Below are 18,344 nucleotides of genomic sequence, written 5' to 3' on the forward strand. Positions count from 1 at the left end.
TTATTTTATATTTTGATTATTAAGTTTTACATTTCCTTTTGTTTAACTAACTCATTTAGACCAATTGCAAGATTTCTAATTGGTGCAAGCAATGAGTTTCCAAGAATCATAAGTGATTCTTCATATGAAGGAAGTTTTGAAATTTCTTCAAGATTTTTTGCATCAACAACTTTGTTTTCATAAATACCAGCGACCAATTGTAAGGCAGGGTATTCTTTTTTGAATTTAGCTAATGCTTTTAGTGTGATTAAGTCATCTTCATTAGCAAAAATAAATATATTTTGGCCAACAAGATAATCATTTAATGTTTTGTGTTCTGTTGATAATAAGGCTTGTTTAACTAAACGATTTTTATAAACTTTTATTAAAACGCCATACTTAGCCAATTCTCTACGAATTGCTTGCAACGAACTAACATCTAAAGTTTTATACATAGCAACATATAAAGCCTTAGACTGATTTAGGTTTTTAGAAATTTCATCAACCACTAAGACCTTAGCATCCCTTAATGCGCTCATTTCTCCTCCTATTTTAAATTATGTTTTTGCAATATCAATAGTCAAGCATACTCGGTAACTTATTAAGCGTTTGCCGTTACTGTCTTCATATATTGCAAAAGCATTATATCATAGAAAAAATAAAAATTTAATATCATTATCATAATTTTCCATTATTTAATGTGTATTTATAATATACAATATATTTTGACTCATTTTCTATTTTGATTATTTATATTTTAATAGGAGTCAAAACAAAAGTCAAGCGTTTTTTGGTGTTTGACTCTTCCGTTTTTTCAATCTATTTGTAGCAAACAAAAAAAATTGGAATGGAAACTTTTTTACAAAATACAAGGATTTTATTATGACAGGTAAAAATGCAGCAATTACATCTTTTATAATATATATTTTTGGCGCGCTTTTTTTAACAATAGCCTTAGTTATGTTTTTGTTTTTAGCTTTAGTTAACATAAAATCTAATTCTAATGAAGAAATATTTGAAGAAATATTTGTTATTTTACCTTTTTTACCTTTGGGACCAGCGTTGATATTAAATATTATAGGTTTAGTATTTTATTTTATAGCTATGGTTAAAACAGGTTTATCAGCAGCTAGAATATTAATGATAATCGGGTTATTTCTTCCACTTTTAGGATTAATAGGTTTAATTATTGCTATGACTGAACAAACAAATTTTAATAAAGCAAAAATTTATATAAATAATGGAAATTATTGTAGTTTATGTGGACAATTGTTACAAAAAAACAATCAAACAATACAAAATCCGCAAATCAACACTCAGTAAGAGGCCACTATTATTAGAGAAGTAATACATGTTAGTGGTAATGATGCAAATCTAGAATAAAACAAAAATTAAAATAAACCTTAATACATAAAGTATTAAGGGGGGAATGGAAAACTCAAATGTGAAAAAATTTCATTTTTTCATTTTTCAGATTTTCTTAAGTTTTTGAGCAAAAATAAAAAGTGTAAAATTGACCATTATTTTCAAGCAAAACACACTTTTTGTTTTTTTTTATATACAATTTTTTACAATTTCTAAAATTTCATTATAAGTTTCTTCATTGCTCTTATTAATAGCGGGGTTAATAAATCTTTCTTCAATTATTTTCGCGTTTCTTAACTTAGTTAACTTATTACAGTCTTTTAAAAAAATCAATTAACTTAGTATTGGTTATTTTTCAATAAAACCTTGTTGATGATAGAATTCATTAATTTCAAATATTGTAAAATAAAACAATTAATGCAATGAAATTTAGTAAAAAATGCCCTCGAATATGTTTTTCAGTTCGGATAAATATCGGTCAGATTTTTAGTGATTATTTCAATGTTTTGAGGTTTTCTTCAATTTGATATTGTTTGCGATAAACTAAAACAATTTCTTCAAGTTTAAGATCTTTTCTTGATGTTTCATAAACAAAGTAACCATCAAATTTTTCATCTTCTTCGATTTTGTCTAGATCAAGAATAAAACTCATTTTTCAACTCTTTATTTAAGAAAATATCTAACAAAGATGCTTTTATTACGCATCCTCAACACTATACAAATTCAAAAAAAGAAATGAGTTTATTATCCCATATGATATTTTACTTACTTATAAGTCTATAGGAAATCATTTAGGTCAAAATCTAAGTGCCATAAACCTAAGAAAAAATTGCTGGCAAAATAATGCATGAACAACCTAAAGAAATTAATGATTGATTAACTTTGAATGACTATGAAATGGATATAATCTATAGAAATATAAAATCAAAGAAAGTCATATTAACTTTGATAAATCGCTTAACAAAAAATCTTATGCAATCATATCAAGACTCAATGCTAGAGCAATAAAAAGAGCTATCAAAAAATTGGCTGCTAGATTTAACTTTAAGATTAACATTTTATGAATAGATAACAGATCTGAAAGCTATATGTTGGACAAGATAAAGAGTATCAAACAAATTTTTAACACAAATGCATTTGCTTCATCTCAAAAGGGTTAGATTGAGAATATACATAAACTTATATTCTAAAAGAAAAAATTATTTGACTGATACAGCAATGATGAAACCTGATCCATGATGGACAAAATTAATAACGTTGTTCGGCATAATATTAAGCAATTTCCATTTCTGATGTCGGCTAATGCAGCTCAAAATTTCTTTCAGAATAATTAAAAGTTTAATGAACGAAATTGTATGTTAGATTAGTTATCCATGCAAACAAAAAGCAATTAGATATATGCAACTCTCAAATCCTTAGATATTAAAAATTCGCGTTTTTTTAGGAATGCTTTTGCATTTTTTTTACATAAAATTATTCTAATAAAATTTAGTGAAGATGCACTTTTTCGTTTTATATTTAACAAATAATGTATATAATTAGGAGCATTAGGTATTTAAAATGAAAAATAAATTTAGTGAAAAAAGTTTTTTCTTATATGGTATTAATTTTATAGTTGGTTTTGGTTTTATAACAACAATCACAGGAATAATTGCTCAGGGTATATGAGGTATGTTAGTTTTTGCGCTAACATCATTCATCAGTTTTAGTGTTATTTTAGCATTTGCGCGTGGAGCTCAAGCATTTGGTAATGAGGCCGGCGGTTCATATGTTTATGCCAAAAAGGCTTCAGCAAATAAATTTTGAGTCTTTTTTAATGGCTGGAATCAATTCTCACAGATACCGCTTTTTTCAGCCACGACCATTTTATTTTTTTCAACATTGCTATCAGAATTTGATAAATCACATCAATTAATCTATCAAATTGTTTCTCTTGTATTCTTTCTTTCTTTGACATTAATTGCAACGTTTGGAATAAAGACATCTAAATGATTTATTTTATTTTCCGCATCAGTAAAATGAATAACGATAATATTAGGTGTGTCTTTAGGTATTTATTTATCCTTTAGTTCACTCGATTTTGCTAATAACATCTTGACAAATAGCAAAGTTTCAGTCTCAATAATTACTATAAATGTATTGAATTTTATTTATGCATTTGGTGGTGCAGAAGGTCTTGCAGGAATAAGCGCTAACGTAGAAACAAAACGCTTTAAAAAGATATTATTACTAATTTTTGCTGCTGTACTTGCAATTTACTTTACTTTATATCTCTTACTGTTAGGACTGCAAAAAGGATTTATTGGTGAATCCACTTCATTTTCAAAATTCTTTCAATCGTTATGAGGTTTAGCTGGGCTTATAATTTTTATGATAGGCACACTATTCAATAGAATTTCAAGCACTCTTTCGGCAAACATATACTATTCAAGAATTGTTGCTCCTTTAGCTCATGATGGATTCTTACCTTCAAAACTAGGCAAGAAAAACAAACATGGCGAATATAGAAACGCATTATTATTTGCAACAGGTTTTAGTGTTATATCAATGATTATTTTTACAGCAATACCATATGCATTAGGCATAAAAGATCAATTTAGTTTTATCCTTAATGCTGGTAACGTGGTTTTTTTAATGCAGTATCTTTTAGTAATAATTTCGATTTTAGTTATTGCATTCAAACATAGAACATTTAGGCTTACTTGATGAGAAACTACAATATTTATTTTGTCTATTATTTTAATAATTTTTATATTAGTAGTTAATTTTATCCCTCCAATTGTAGGTGATGAATACACAAAAGGAACTATATTTTTAGCACCTAGTTATCTAGGTGTAATGTTGATTGGCTTTGTCATTTGAGGAATATATTCAGCAGTAAAACGACGTAAAAAGAAAAATATTTCAAAAACTTATGAGCTCAAAATATAGCTATATTATCACTTTGCTAATTTTCCTGATTACTGGTTTGAATTTTTAGGTCTTAAAAAATAAATTTAAAATCATAAGTTTAATAAACATTTTTAAACTATAAAAATGTTGCAATTTAAATAAGAATTAACAAAATAAAAAATATAACCCAGAACGTAGCTGGGTTTAATATTAATAATCAAGTGTAAAAAGTTTATTCTTATGAGTTAATTTTCTTACATCGATTTCGTATTTTTTTATATATTCGTCATCGCTTTTATTATCCATTTCAGGATAATATCTTTCAAAAACAATAGATGCTTCGGCCTCTTCATGATAATGATTAACTCATATTGTGAATCCATCAATAACATCCAAAGTTTTATCTGCACTATACTTAATTTTATTTTTTCTTAAAATCTTTAAAAGGGGGCATTTCCCTTCTCCTGGTTGTCATGTATCGAAATATAATGGATTTCTAAATTTCATTTCATCATTGATAGTTCTTGCATTTGAAATCGGTATTATAAATTCTTCATTTTTTTTGAGAGGAGATGCAAAATAATCACTTGTATTATTAAATTGATCTGGAATTAGCAATTTTACAGAATGAGGAAAGTACAAAAATGTAATTTCTTTAGCTTTTGTAAGCCAAATTTTGAATTCTTTTTCGTATCCTTCTTTATTGGTCGTATCATTATTTTCCAATTTCACATTTATAGCAAGCATATAATAGTTTTTAACTTTATTTTCATTAACAAAATCTATTAATTCTTGATATTTATTTTCTGTTTTAAAAGTTATTTTTCTAAAAGGTCTTTTAATTACCTCGCCTTTATCTTTATTGCGAAGTTTTGAATATAAAAGCGGATTATGAGAGTATTCAGCTTTATAAATCCCACCTGGTTTTATAATGTCTTCATGTTGTTCATTATCTTCAATTTTGTGAATTATACAACTTGTAGATAATAAAACAGTACTTAAAAATGGAACGATAGTTATTATTTTTATTCATTTATTTTTTTTCATTATTTTATAAATCCTCATAATTTAAGTGACTCTGTCATTTCGTCACCAGTTACATGTTTTTTTAACATATCTATCATATAAATATTTTCCAATTCAGGTGAAAACTTATTTTCGTATAGATATTGTTTCTTAATTTCTGGTAAATAACTTCCCATTGCTTCTTTTAGTTTTATTGATGGAGATTTTCTATGTCTTGGGCTTCATTCTTCTGGTCCTAATGTAGTTATATCAATATGAAAGTCTTCTTTTTTGTTTATATATTTATCGCTTTCTGTTATCGTCATGTAATTAGAACCTAAAAAATGATGATTGTATAGCATCATTTGATTCACAGTATAATATATGCACATATTCCTTCTCATTCTTCATATATATAATTAAAAGTGTCGTTTTCTCCAAATGTTTTTCTTGGTTCTGTTTTAAAAATTCAAGAATGATTTATTTCGTTATCGGCATATAAAAAGCCATTCAACTTATCTCTTATTCCAAGATTAGAATATTCCGATTTTTTTGCATTTTGCAGTTCTAATAAATTAAGGTATTTGAAATTATTGAAATTTACTTTACTCTTTTTGCTATCTTTTTTATTTTTTCAATCTTCATTTATGCTCTCGTTATTAGTCTTCTTTTTTGGTCTTCTATGATCCCCTATCATTAATTTATCTCGATCATTTTTATTTAATATTGATATATCTCCGATGGTTTCTCTGTAATATACCAAATTATCATTAGACATGATTTCTGAACTTAAATTAGATATGTTTCAATTTGGATTAACCTCTATTATTTTTTCTTTTTCTTGATCAAATATTGAAAAACCACCTTTCTCATATCCTACTATATATGAATATTTATTTGTTTACGGATCTAGATAATTTCTACTTACAAATTTTACTTTTGTGTCTTTTTTTCCAGTTAATTTTATAAAATCATATAAACAGTATGAAGATAATTTTTCTTTATATTGTCTTTCTTTCTTTTCCTCAATATATTTTGTATCCTCATATGGCATTAATTGTAAATGGTATAACGCTAGCTATCGTAGCTAAAGAAAAACTAAATAATTTATTTTTCACATATTCTCCTTTTTTGTTTCTTCATATCTTTATTGTATTATTTTTAAGAAATAGTGTTAAATTTATATTTAAAATACTCATATATTTTCATAATTATTTTTTTGTATTTCCCAGTTTTGGCATAAAAAATGCAGAATTTCAAACCAAATAATCTGTTTATACTATTTATAGTATAGGTTGTTTTTATTTTCTTATTTTTTTAACAACATTTTAATTTAATATAGTCATGTCAAAAGAATCTAATTTGGTCGATATTTTTCCAAAGCCTAGAAAGAGGGTTGATATAAATTCTCCCAACAAAAGAAATTATGAAATACAAAAAAGAGGATTCTAATACAATAAAAGACATTTGATCGATTTATGATGATATGAAAAACGTTGTTAAAAGATAGTTAAAAAATAACAAATATACATCAAATTTAGGTAGATTTGTTATTTTTGTATAATAAAACTGGGAAACTCAAAAGGAAAATAAAAAGCAAGAAATAATTCTTGCTTAATTCTTAATTATTATTAAATTTAAATTCAGAAGGTATTTCACTCAATCCGTTTTTAAATAGGTTGGTTTTAAAATCCGAGGTTGAATAGAATTTTTTTAGCGCTTCACGATATGAATTTTGTTGTTCTTTACCACCACCATAAATTAGATCATATTGTGGAAGATTATATTTGCCATATAAACCATCATAGTTATAACCTTCAGATCTAAAAGCAACCGATAGGCCGACACGTGCCGAAATATTTGATGCATAAAATATTGAAACTAGCTCATTATGTTGATTTCGAATAGAAGTTCCAGAAGAACCACCAATCGGTGCATATCTACGTGGAATATAAGCTAGTCCCATATTTACATATCTTTTACCATTAACATAGTAAAAATCTTCGCCAATTTTTGGAGCCGCTATAAATGTATCTAAAACACCAGGTTTATCAATAAACGAACGATAACCAATTTGGTAAGAAAGAAAACTTCCTCGATCAAGTTTTTCTTTTGAATATGAAGAAGGTGTACCATCTTCGCCATTAGTTATTTTTGCATCATAATATTCATATTCGCTATTAATTCACAAGCTAAAACTATTGTTTTTTCTTTTAATTTGATCATCATCAATGTCTTTCTTCAAATAATAATCCTCACGTGATGAAGGTCACCCTACAGCATACAAGAAATCTATATCTTTAGGTAATGTAGATTTTAGAGGAAAATCAATTTTTGAATAATCCCTTAAGTATGATTTTTGTTTAAATTTAACTTGTTTATCAGCGTGATTAGCATAATCATTAGTAATTTCTTTTGCTAAATTTTGCGCAAAATGTTCACTACCGACTTTTGGATATCTTTGAGTTACATCTTGGTCATTTGAAGTTGCATAATATTTATTAATCTTAGTAAAATCAATTTCTAAAACAGCAAAATCAACAAATTCTTCCACATCAGCATATTTTTTCTTTTGACGCTCAGATAAGAAATCAGATGGATGAGATCTTAAATAGTCAGTTCCATCAAAAACCTTTCTAATTGCACTAGGATCTTCAAACGAAAAGCGAGTAATATTATCATCTAATTCAGAAATACGCAAACTTTGCCCAACCTGTAATTTATTGTCTATCTTAGCAATTGAAAAACTTGTCAAATTATCAGTTAATGCCCTTGCAACGTGAGAATTAGTTCCTAAATATCATTTTGTTGGATAACCATTACTATCAAGTTGGTAATCAAGAATTCAAGTGGTTCCATTTTCGCCAATTAAATGTTTTTTTGATTTTGCTTTTAGTTCTAAATCAAGAATAGCTTCTCGTTGCTTTTGGATTTCAATTTTAGTAGTTCTTTTTTGATATTCTGCAATAGCGTCATCATATTTTTTTAGTTCAGTTTCTTTTTCTTTTTGAAGACTTTCAGTTAAATTAACATCAGTGTTCTTAGCAATTTTTTCATCTAATTCTTTTGTTAGAGCTTCTTTTTGTTCTTTTAATTCAGCAACCTTTTTGTCAATTAATTTTTTAAATTCTGATTCATTATTAGGATCTTGCCAATGTTTAATAGCTAATTCAATTTTTGCTATTTCATCTTTAAAATCATTGGCTCTTGTTAAAGCAATTGTAAAAGTCTGTTTGGCTATATCAAGATATTTTTGATTAACAATTTTTCTTGCTAAGCCATTAGTTTTAAAGGGATCATTTTTACCTAGCGTATCAACTCATGAAGGTTGTTTTCCTAATTCTGAAGGCTCAAATAGTTCAATTCCATCGACTTCGCCATCTGCTTTATATGAAGGCAAGCTAAAACCTTTATATGCGGCATTTTCATAAGAATCTTGACCTAACGTTTTTGCTTTTTCATCATATTTTTTAATTTGTTCACTAGTTGCCTTAGTATTTTCTCTTAATTTAGTTCAATCATCAATACCAGCAGAAAAAGCCAAATATTGTTTTAGCGAACCAACGTATTTATCATTATCATATTTAAAACGCTCTTTTTGGCTTAAACTAATATATTTTGAAACTTCATTATCTTCTGGAGTTGAATTAATTTTGTTATTCGGTTTATCACCATTTGAATCACTATTAAATGGCGAAGTTTTTAAACCTGATAATTCAAATATATGATTTTTTCTTGTTAATGTTGCTTTATTTTTAAAAACAACATTAAATTTAGCTTTTCCGGTAGTATTAGCGTCATCTTCTAAAATAATACCTTCAATTGATATGTTGATTTTATTATTTAGATTTGCATCCTTAAAATTAATTTTTATATTAGAAACATTCTTTTGCAGCTCACTAGCAAATAGCTGTGACTTGGTATTGCCTGTTAAAAAGTTACTAAAAATAAGTTCAAAATTATCTTCAATGTTTGTATTAACAATTAATTTGTTAAAATCATCATTAAATTCATCATCCGAATATTTTATGCTTTTGTCCGGTGTCTCACTAGACTGATTTTTCTTAATGTTTTCCTTAATATTTGCAATTTCGCTTTTTATGGCATTAATGGCTTGATCTGCCTTATTTTTAGCCTTACGCAAATCAAATACGCCACTGCTTTCATTAGTTAGAATATCATTAATTTCTTTTTGAACTTTTATTCCTTCAGCATAAGCGCTCGATTGTTTAGCATCACTGCGGGTATCTTTTAATTCTCTTAAAGATGTCTCTAATTCGGTTAATTGTTTTTTAATGTTGTCTTTTAGTGATGTTATGTCATCCTGACATGATATCAATGCAAATGTTGGAGAAAAAAGTAACGGCATTCCAAAAAACGCAGTAATAATTGCCTTGTTTCTTTTTGTTAATTTCATAATTTTAAGATTCCTTACATACTTTTCTAAAATTAGTTGAATGCTTCATCACTAGCAAAACTTACTTTGTAACCATTAGATTCAAGCTGACTCTTCAATGCAGTTGCCCCCTGTGGAACTTGAACTTCCCTCGAAATTCCTGATAAATTAATTAAAATGCTTAAATTTGTTAAGGCTGAACTGGTCAAATTTTCTTTAGTTGTCAATCTAACATTTTGCGTAACACTACCATTACTAAATTCAATTTTAGTTGGAGGAAATCCAGGTTCACCGCGTGACATTACGGTGTCAAATTGTGCACCATCTAAATCATCACCACTAATTTCGTATCAGGCTTTATCACTAAAGAATTTAGCATTTTTTAGTTTTCTTGGTTTATTTGATGATTTAATGTAATCATAAAAAATTAAGCCTTTTAATGATCTGATAGAAGGAGCTCTTGAGAAATCGATTCTTGTTGGATAACTATTTCCACCTTCATTGGTATCTGGATTTAGACCAGGGCCGAACCCACCTTGAAATATCCCTTCATTATTTCTAGTGTAATAAGCCATTCTTAAACCATTGTTAATTCTTTCATATTTCTTTTGCGGATCCGATTCATTTTTTAGTAAATCAGACTCTTCAAATGCTAAGGTGTTAAATGTAATTCTTGAAGCAATTTCGGCTCCGGGTCTTGTATCTCAACTAACATTGTAATCAATAGTATTAATTCACTCAACATTACGCAATGCTCATGGGTTAATCGATCAATCATCAAGTAGAGAATTACCTAAGGTAAATAACGCTAGTTCCTTAATGTTTTTCTTTTCTAATTCGACTAATGCTGATGTATTAGTTGCTCTATGATCAAAGAAAAGTTCTAATTGCGGCAAGTTATCAGGTAAAGCTCTTAAAATATCTTTGAATTTTTGGTTAGGATCTTTTTTACCCATATTTTTTATACGATATGAAGTAATTTCAATACCTTTATTCTTTAATGATTCAATTAAATTCTTAGTTTTCTCATAACCATCATAGTTAGCAGCATCAATTTCCACAATGTAGCCTTTATTTAACTTACCTTCTTGCGGTTTTTGTCTTGTTAATTCAGTTATGGTTATACCATCATTATTTCCGACATTGAATTCTTTAAATTTTTCAGATTGGGTAACATCTTGTTTAGTTCATCCTGGATATACACCATTTTGAATTTGTTCTGGATTTCGACCAAAATATCCCTCAATGCCAAAAGCACGACGGTCACGATTATCTCTTTCACGTCTAGCTATCTCGCCGTTATAACCAGGAGCTGGTGAATAGCTATATGAGTCGATTTCTCCATTTTCATTAATATATGCATTATTAGGAGAAGCAGTATAACCTTGTTTTAAATATTCTTCTGCTCCTTTACCTAATTTTGTAAATTTTGAATAATCTAAATTTTTAATTAATCAAGCATATTTAACATTTTTACTCTTAAATTGTTTAGGTTTTAAATATTCTTTTTTTGCATCCTCTTTTAAGAAATTAACAACATTAGGGCTATCTAGAAGACGTCTGAATTTATCAATTAATTGAGTTCATACTTGACTATTTAATTCAATATATCTATCAGGGTCAAACAATTCATTTGGTTCAAATAGTACATCATCGATAAGGCTTGGGAAATAGTTTTGTAGTCCATCTGCATTATTATTAATAAGTTTTTTAAGAGTTGCTTTTCTTAACTCATCTGTTACTTCAACACTTTTAACATTTCCAACAATTTCATTTACATAAGGATTTTTATTAGTAATTCCTGCAGCAACATCACGAGGGTCTAATGGTCTAGTTGGAGGTGGTGTTACTTCAGCTAGAACCTGAACACCATTAATTGTAATAGTAATTCTTTCACTTCTAGGTGTAGGGGCAGGTTTAGGAGCAGGGGCAGGCTTTGGCGCTGGTTTGGGAGTTGGTTTTGGTTTCGGTGGAACCGGAACAGGTTTCGGCGGAACTGGGATAGGTTTAGGTTTTGGTTTGGGTTGTGGAAGGGGGACTGGGTTTGTTTTTGGTTCGGGTTTTGGTTCGGGTTTTGGTTGTGGTTTGGGTTCAGGTTTTGGTTCGGGTTTGGGTTGTGGAGGAACTGGGATAGGTTCTGGTTCGGGTTTGGGTTGTGGAGGCACAACAACAGGAGGTTTTGGAATTTCTTTTAAATTCTTATCAGTTATAGACACATCAGCTTTAGTTACATCGGGTGTACCTTTGTGAAATATTTCAGAGTTTTCACCATAAATATTGTTAAATTCTATACCATTTTTATTCTTTTGGTTAGCAGCAAAAATAGCATTACCTATAATTGCTGAACCTAATATTGTTGATCCTAAGGTAAATAAAACGATCTTATTCTTTTTACTCTTTAAAAGCTTCATATTTTCTCCTTAAAATAATTTCAATTCATAAAAAAATCTTATGAACCTTTAATTTAACCTACATTATACTAAAATTTATATAATAATACACAAAAATAAGCATAAGTTAACTACTATCTATTTTCTCCAAACTAACAATAGTTAGTCTAAAATAATAAAAATAGATTTTACTACTTAATTTAAGGTGTTTTTTTATTTTTAATTCCTATCATATTTTATATTGCAAATAAGATAGGCTTGTTAATTTGCAAATATACTAAGAATATACAAGTATAATAAAAATGCCTAGGCAATTTTGCCCTAGACCTTTTTATTATTTTTAAAATTTATTTAAATTAATCTTCGTCAACCGAAACTTTTCCGCCACGTTTCTTAATAATTTCGTCAGCTAAATTGCGAGGTAATTTTTCATAATGATCAAATCACATTTGATATGTACCACGTCCAGTTGTCATTGATCTTAATTGAGTTGCATATCCAAACATTTCGTTTAATGGAATGTATGCTTTAATAACATGCGCTCCATCATTTCGAGTTTCGTTATCTCTAACTTGACCTCTTCTACGAGAGATATCTCCCATAACATCACCAAAGAAATCTTCTGGCACAACAACAGCAACATCCATAATTGGTTCTAATAAAACAGTCCCCAATTGTTCACGGCCCTTGGTCAATGATTTTGAAGCAGCAATTTTATAAGCAAGTTCTGATGAATCGACTTCATGGTAGGAACCATCAAATAAAGTTGCCTTAATATCGATCATTGGATAACCGGCAAGAATACCAATTTCCATTTTTTCTTTAAGACCTTTTTCGATCGATTTAATGTACTCTTTAGGGATTTTACCACCGACAATTTTATCAATAAATTCAAATCCACCATCAGGGTTTGGTTCGTATTTAATTCACACGTGTCCATATTGTCCCTTACCACCAGATTGCTTCTTATGAATACCTTCAACTTCTGCTGACTTAGTAATTGTTTCACGATATGATACTTGTGGAGCCCCAACACTTACTTCAACCTTAAACTCACGTTTTAGTCTATCAACAATAATGTCTAAATGAAGTTCACCCATACCAGCAATAATAGTTTGCCCAGTTTCTTCGTCTGTATAGTATTTAAATGTAGGATCTTCTGCTCCTAAACGTTGTAGAGCTAATGAAAGTTTCTCAGAAGCATCTTTTGTTTTAGGTTCAATTGCTTGCGAAATAACTGGCTCAGGAAAATTCATATTTTCCAAAACAATTTCTTTATGTTTTTCATCGATAAGTGTGTCACCAGTTGTTGTGTATTTTAACCCAACAGCAGCACCTATATCACCAGTTCTAACCTCATCAATATCAGTTCTTGAATTAGCATGCATTAATAAAATTCTACTAAATCTTTCTTTTTCACCTTTTGTTGAATTTATTACATATGAGCCTTTTGAGATAACCCCACTATATACTCTAAAGAAGGTTAAATTACCAACAAATGGGTCATTCATAACTTTAAATGCTAATGCTGAGAAAAATTCATTATCAGAAGCAGGAATTGAAATTTCTTGTTCACCTTTGTATGCCTTCATTGCGGTAATATCCAATGGTGAAGGTAAATATTCAACAATAGCATCAAGCATTAACTTAACACCTTTATTCTTAAACGAAGTCCCGCAAACAACTGGGAAATATGTTGAAGTTAAAGTAGCCTTTCTAATAGCTTTTTTCATTAATTCAGCCGAAACTTCTTGTTCCGTTAGGATTAATTCAGTAATTTCTTCATCAAAATCTGCTAGTGATTCGGCAAGAGAAGCACGCATTAAATTTGCTTCGTCCTTTAGATAATCAGGAATTTCGATTTCCTTCATATTTTCGTCGACACCACCATCAAATTCATAGGCTTTCATGGTTACTAAATCAATAATTCCATTAAATTGTGATTCTTCACCAATATTAAGTTGGATAGCATGTGCATTAGCACCTAATAGCTTTCTTAGCGACTCAACAGATGCTTTGAAATTAGCACCCATTTTATCCATTTTGTTAACATAAACAATTCTTGGAACTTTATAGTTGGTTGCTTGTCTCCAAACAGTTTCTGTTTGAGGTTCAACACCTGATTGAGCATCTAGAACAGCTACAGCACCATCTAAAACACGCAACGAACGCTCAACTTCAATAGTAAAATCAACGTGTCCAGGGGTGTCAATAATGTTTAATCTTTTATTCTTTCAATATGCAGTTGTAGCTGCGGAAGTAATAGTAATACCACGTTCTTGTTCTTGAACCATTCAATCCATTTGTGAAGCACCTTCATGTGTTTCACCGATTTTATGAATTTTTCCTGTGTGGTATAAAACTCTTTCTGTAGTTGTAGTTTTACCTGCATCAATATGAGCCATAATTCCGATGTTACGATAATCTTCTAATTTATATTCTCTTGACATACTTTGTTCCTAATAAAATAAATAATTTAAATAAAAATAGGTAATTATCATCTAAAGTGAGCAAATGCCTTGTTTGATTCAGCCATCTTGTGGGTATCGTCACGCTTTTTGATAGCTCCACCCATTTTATTTGCTGCATCAATGATTTCATGTGCTAACTTTTCTTCCATTGTTTTGTCATTTCTTAATCTGGCATATTGAATAATTCATCTTAGTGCTAATGTTTGTTTTCTTTTAGCACTAACTTCACATGGAACTTGGTAATTAGAACCACCAACTCTTCTTGAACGAACTTCAAGTTGTGGACTTACATTTTCTAGTGCAGAATTGAATACTTCCATTGGTTCTTTACCAGTTTTGTTTTTAATAATTTCAAAGGCACTGTATAAAATATTCTCGGCAACAGATTTTTTACCATCTAGCATAATTGTGTTAATTAATTTGGTAATAATTTTTGAGTTAAAAACTGGATCTGCTAAGACATCTCTCACAGGTGCTTTATGCTTTCTTGACATATTCTTTCCTTTCTATTTAACTTTCTAATTAATTACTTTTTGGTTTTTTTGTTCCATATAGAGAACGACCTTGTTTTCTATTGTTTACCCCAGCGGCATCTTGAGTACCACGGATGATAGTATATCTAACCCCAGGTAAATCTTTAACTTTACCTCCACGGATTAATACAACTGAGTGTTCTTGTAAATTGTGCCCTTCACCAGGAATATAAGCAGTAACTTCTTGTCCATTAGATAATCTAACACGGGCGTATTTACGAATAGCTGAGTTAGGTTTCTTAGGAGTCATTGTAGCAACCCGAGTACATACACCACGTTTAAATGGGGCTGGAATTGCTTTTTCTTTTTTTTGTAAAGAGTTGTACATCTTTAATAAAGCAGGGGCTTTAGATTTAGTTGTCTTATCTTTACGGCCTTGTTTAACTAATTGCGCAACTGTAGGCATTTTTTTCCTTTCTTAACATTGTTTTACATATTTTCAGATATTTTTAACTCTTATTTTAAAAATACTAAATTATTATACAACAACTAAACCAGTGTTTTTACTTTTTTATGTTTTTTATTAATAAAAAAGCAGCCAGATATAATTAGGCTACTAAAATTTCTTGGTAACAATATCAATTTGCTCTTTTTCTTTCTTTATTTGTTGTTCAAATGCCTTAAGTTTGCTTATTTCTTTGGTGATTTGGCTAATATTTCAATCATATCTAAATACATGATCTTGCAAATATTTCTTAATTTTTAAAATCAAGGGCGTGTATTTAACATTAATCAAATTATCTAGAGTTCATTGTGAAAAATTACTTAGTTCTTCAAAAAATTCAGAAACAAGGCGAGTATTATTATTGTACATATCCACAAATTTCTGTACTAAGTTTTTAAATTTTTGTTTAGCTTTATTTATAAAAACGTCAATATTATTTTCATGAGTTATCTTTTCTTCTTTTAGAGACCTTAGAAGATTGCTAATTTCATCCTTTAATTTAATAACTTCTTCATTCTTAGAACTTCCAAATAATGCATCAACATTTGCTAATAAATTTATAATATCATTCTTAAGCGAGTTAATTACATTATATTTTAACTTTTCGAGATTTTGACTACATGAAGCAACAAGGGGTGCAATAGTAATAACTGGCAAAAAACCTAGTACTAATTTTATTTTTTTAGCCATAGCAAAAGCAAATTATTTAGTTGCTAAAAATTTTGAAATTAAAAATTGTTTATATTCATGCATAAAATCAATAAGTTCTTTTTCATAAATAATATTTGAATCTTCATAATAATATGAAACATTAGAATGTGGATTAAAGAATAAATCTTCAACTTCATTATCACGATAAAATAATCATGAATTTTTAGTGGCGCTTTGATATAAAGGATCATTAGCACGAGCCGTGTATACATATTCCTCATATTTTTTATTAAATTCAGCTTTTGACATTGCTGCTAATTCCTTAGTTTCGTTAAGAATTTTAGCTTTTTTGTCCATTTTATCCATCCAAATAATTTCCTGCTCAATCTTTGATAAATCTTGATTGTGAATTGGTGTAGCAAATTCCGCAATATCAGAAATTTTTTGAGCATTACTTTTAATTTCGTTTTGGACTTCTACAAAATACTCTACTTTAAATAATTGATTTAAAAATAAGTTATATTGTTTCTCGAATTTTATTTGATCCATATTATTATAAAATTTCATTCATCTTAATAACACATTAGATAATAAAAGATTAGAAGATTTTAACTTATCAAACTCTATATTAATTTTTTCAGGATATTTAGCTAATTCTTGTTTTTTTAGTTCCTTAAGAGAAATAATTTCATTATACACTGCCTCATTCTTATGTTTATATTGAGGATAGTTAAAACTTATGTAATAAATTACAACAAATGCGATACCAAATGAAATCAAAAGAACGATAGCAAAAGAAATAAATGTTATAAATAAAGGAATATATGAGGCAATGGTGTCTTTATATTCTAGATACTTCATTTCTGTAACCAGACCTGAATTAAATTTCTGGGTTGCAGTTCCCATATATGAATATACTTTTGACAATGATACAGATGAAAAAATAATTTGGATAGCTAGAATAACTAAAATTGTAACTATATTATAAAACGCGGTACTTTTTATATTTAACCCTTGTATATATTTTTTAAACAAAAAACCATCTAGTACTGCTTTTGTTTTATTAATGCTACGCTTAAAATTAATAAAAAACTTAATTATTAAATATAAATTAACTATTGCCAAAAGTGTCAATATTAAACCATAAATTAGAAAAGGATTAGAACCGACACTTTCAAAATTATTGGGAACCTTTGAATTCTGTCCTTGTAAAAACAGCTGACTCATTTTACCTCCTAAAATTAATCATAATCATTATTATTCTCAATATCTTTTATTTCTTTGGCATTATCAGATTCATTTTCTTTATTATTTTCATTGTTACTCATATTAGCTTTTTCGTTATTACTATTATTATTTTCAAATATGGCACTGATTTTTTCAATTAATTGCTTACGCTTTAATTCGCTAGCACCAAATATATTTAATTTTTGCGCCATAATTATTAGTTTTTCATCGCTTAATGTTTCTAATTGTGAGCTATATGATTTATTATTTTTTTCGTCAATAATCTCATCATTGTTTTTTTGTTCATTATTATCAAATATAGAAGGTTGTGTAGAATAAGTTTGTTGGTTAGTTTGTGAAAACTTTTGCCCAAAAATTTCATTTATTCTACCTTGTTCATTGTTGATTCTTACAATTCTAAATAATTTTACAATTCTTGAAAACGGCCAATATATTGTGAAATATCCTATTAAAAATATGATTGTAACAATAAGATTTAAAATTTGGTTTATATCCCATGGTTTAATTCTAAAAATACCACCAGCTGAGAAAAATAAATTAATAAATATAATCATAACAGTCATACTATATAAGGTCAGTAACCAAGGCGAATATTTTGTGAAATCTTTTTCTTTTAGTGAAAGTGTTAAAGAAACAATGTGTCAAATCAATACAGCTCCAGAGAATAATGCCACAACGATAGAAAATGCAAATTTTCTTATAAACAAATCTTCAACTGAAGCATTAATGGTAGATATCTCATAACTAGGATTTGCATTTGAAAATGCTTCTTTATAATTCAATAAATAGACTTGTTTTCTAACTGCATACTCAATAAATATGGCCATCAATGATAAAAACATCACAACTAAAAATGCTGTAAATAACATTGATTTTACTAAAATTGCCTTTTTGTTGTGTTTGTAAAGTTCATCAATTGAGTTGTATTTATTTATATCAATATTTTTCATAAACACCTCCTTTTTGGTT

The 18,344-nt window shown here is 28.4% G+C and carries 17 protein-coding genes; 3 read left to right on the forward strand and 14 right to left on the reverse strand.

Annotated features, from left to right (window positions below):
• Positions 1-26 precede the first annotated feature (26 nt).
• Complete coding sequence (rplJ, locus tag ACT1UH_RS01835) at positions 27-518, reverse strand: 50S ribosomal protein L10 (protein WP_438340307.1); 492 nt, start codon at positions 516-518, stop codon at positions 27-29.
• Between the two features lie 343 nt (positions 519-861).
• Here rplJ and ACT1UH_RS01840 point away from each other — a divergent pair, with 343 nt between their 5' ends.
• A complete protein-coding gene (locus ACT1UH_RS01840; protein WP_444704773.1) occupies positions 862-1,302 on the forward strand; it encodes a hypothetical protein in 441 nt (146 codons plus the stop codon).
• 535 nt (positions 1,303-1,837) lie between these two features.
• Here ACT1UH_RS01840 and ACT1UH_RS01845 read toward each other — a convergent pair.
• Positions 1,838-1,996, reverse strand: a complete 159-nt coding sequence (locus ACT1UH_RS01845; RefSeq protein ID WP_444704774.1) for a hypothetical protein — start codon at positions 1,994-1,996, stop codon at positions 1,838-1,840.
• A 191-nt stretch (positions 1,997-2,187) separates the two neighbouring features.
• On the opposite strand from ACT1UH_RS01845, the gene ACT1UH_RS01850 reads away from it, so the two are divergent.
• Complete coding sequence (locus ACT1UH_RS01850) at positions 2,188-2,352, forward strand: hypothetical protein (protein WP_444704775.1); 165 nt, start codon at positions 2,188-2,190, stop codon at positions 2,350-2,352.
• A 552-nt stretch (positions 2,353-2,904) separates the two neighbouring features.
• Positions 2,905-4,275: an APC family permease gene (locus ACT1UH_RS01855; RefSeq protein WP_438340311.1), complete on the forward strand. Its 1,371-nt coding sequence runs from the start codon at positions 2,905-2,907 to the stop codon at positions 4,273-4,275.
• A gap of 171 nt (positions 4,276-4,446) precedes the next feature.
• Here ACT1UH_RS01855 and ACT1UH_RS01860 read toward each other — a convergent pair whose 3' ends face one another.
• The 12 genes from ACT1UH_RS01860 to ACT1UH_RS01915 form a co-directional block, all read right to left on the reverse strand.
• Entirely contained in the window at positions 4,447-5,283 is an 837-nt protein-coding gene (locus tag ACT1UH_RS01860; protein WP_444704776.1) for a hypothetical protein, read from the reverse strand.
• Positions 5,283-5,567, reverse strand: coding sequence for a hypothetical protein (locus ACT1UH_RS01865; RefSeq protein ID WP_444704777.1), 285 nt, complete (start codon positions 5,565-5,567; stop codon positions 5,283-5,285). The genes ACT1UH_RS01860 and ACT1UH_RS01865 overlap by 1 nt, the downstream gene beginning before the upstream one ends.
• Before the next feature lie 11 nt (positions 5,568-5,578).
• Positions 5,579-6,019 (reverse strand): hypothetical protein, encoded by a 441-nt coding sequence (locus tag ACT1UH_RS01870; protein ID WP_444704778.1) that lies wholly within the window; start codon positions 6,017-6,019, stop codon positions 5,579-5,581.
• Positions 6,020-6,142: 123 nt separating this feature from the next.
• The gene (locus ACT1UH_RS01875; protein WP_444704779.1) at positions 6,143-6,295 is read right to left on the reverse strand and encodes a hypothetical protein; all 153 of its coding nucleotides are present in this window, start codon (positions 6,293-6,295) and stop codon (positions 6,143-6,145) included.
• Positions 6,296-6,862: 567 nt separating this feature from the next.
• Complete coding sequence (mip, locus tag ACT1UH_RS01880) at positions 6,863-9,658, reverse strand: Ig-specific serine endopeptidase MIP (RefSeq protein ID WP_444704780.1); 2,796 nt, start codon at positions 9,656-9,658, stop codon at positions 6,863-6,865.
• 32 nt (positions 9,659-9,690) lie between these two features.
• Positions 9,691-12,048: a putative immunoglobulin-blocking virulence protein gene (locus ACT1UH_RS01885; RefSeq protein ID WP_444704781.1), complete on the reverse strand. Its 2,358-nt coding sequence runs from the start codon at positions 12,046-12,048 to the stop codon at positions 9,691-9,693.
• 335 nt (positions 12,049-12,383) lie between these two features.
• Complete coding sequence (gene fusA / locus ACT1UH_RS01890; protein WP_444704782.1) at positions 12,384-14,477, reverse strand: elongation factor G; 2,094 nt, start codon at positions 14,475-14,477, stop codon at positions 12,384-12,386.
• A gap of 44 nt (positions 14,478-14,521) precedes the next feature.
• On the reverse strand, positions 14,522-14,992 hold the full coding sequence (gene rpsG, locus ACT1UH_RS01895; RefSeq protein ID WP_438340318.1) for a 30S ribosomal protein S7: 471 nt from the start codon (positions 14,990-14,992) through the stop codon (positions 14,522-14,524).
• A 28-nt stretch (positions 14,993-15,020) separates the two neighbouring features.
• A complete protein-coding gene (rpsL, locus tag ACT1UH_RS01900) occupies positions 15,021-15,437 on the reverse strand; it encodes a 30S ribosomal protein S12 (RefSeq protein WP_438340319.1) in 417 nt (138 codons plus the stop codon).
• 150 nt (positions 15,438-15,587) lie between these two features.
• The gene (locus tag ACT1UH_RS01905; protein WP_444704783.1) at positions 15,588-16,166 is read right to left on the reverse strand and encodes a hypothetical protein; all 579 of its coding nucleotides are present in this window, start codon (positions 16,164-16,166) and stop codon (positions 15,588-15,590) included.
• 12 nt (positions 16,167-16,178) lie between these two features.
• Complete coding sequence (locus ACT1UH_RS01910; protein ID WP_444704784.1) at positions 16,179-17,354, reverse strand: hypothetical protein; 1,176 nt, start codon at positions 17,352-17,354, stop codon at positions 16,179-16,181.
• A gap of 14 nt (positions 17,355-17,368) precedes the next feature.
• A complete protein-coding gene (locus tag ACT1UH_RS01915; RefSeq protein WP_444704785.1) occupies positions 17,369-18,325 on the reverse strand; it encodes a hypothetical protein in 957 nt (318 codons plus the stop codon).
• Between the last annotated feature and the right edge of the window lie 19 nt (positions 18,326-18,344).

The organism is Mycoplasma sp. 332 (assembly GCF_052378275.1).
Classification (GTDB): Bacteria; Bacillota_I; Bacilli_A; order Mycoplasmatales; family Metamycoplasmataceae; genus Metamycoplasma.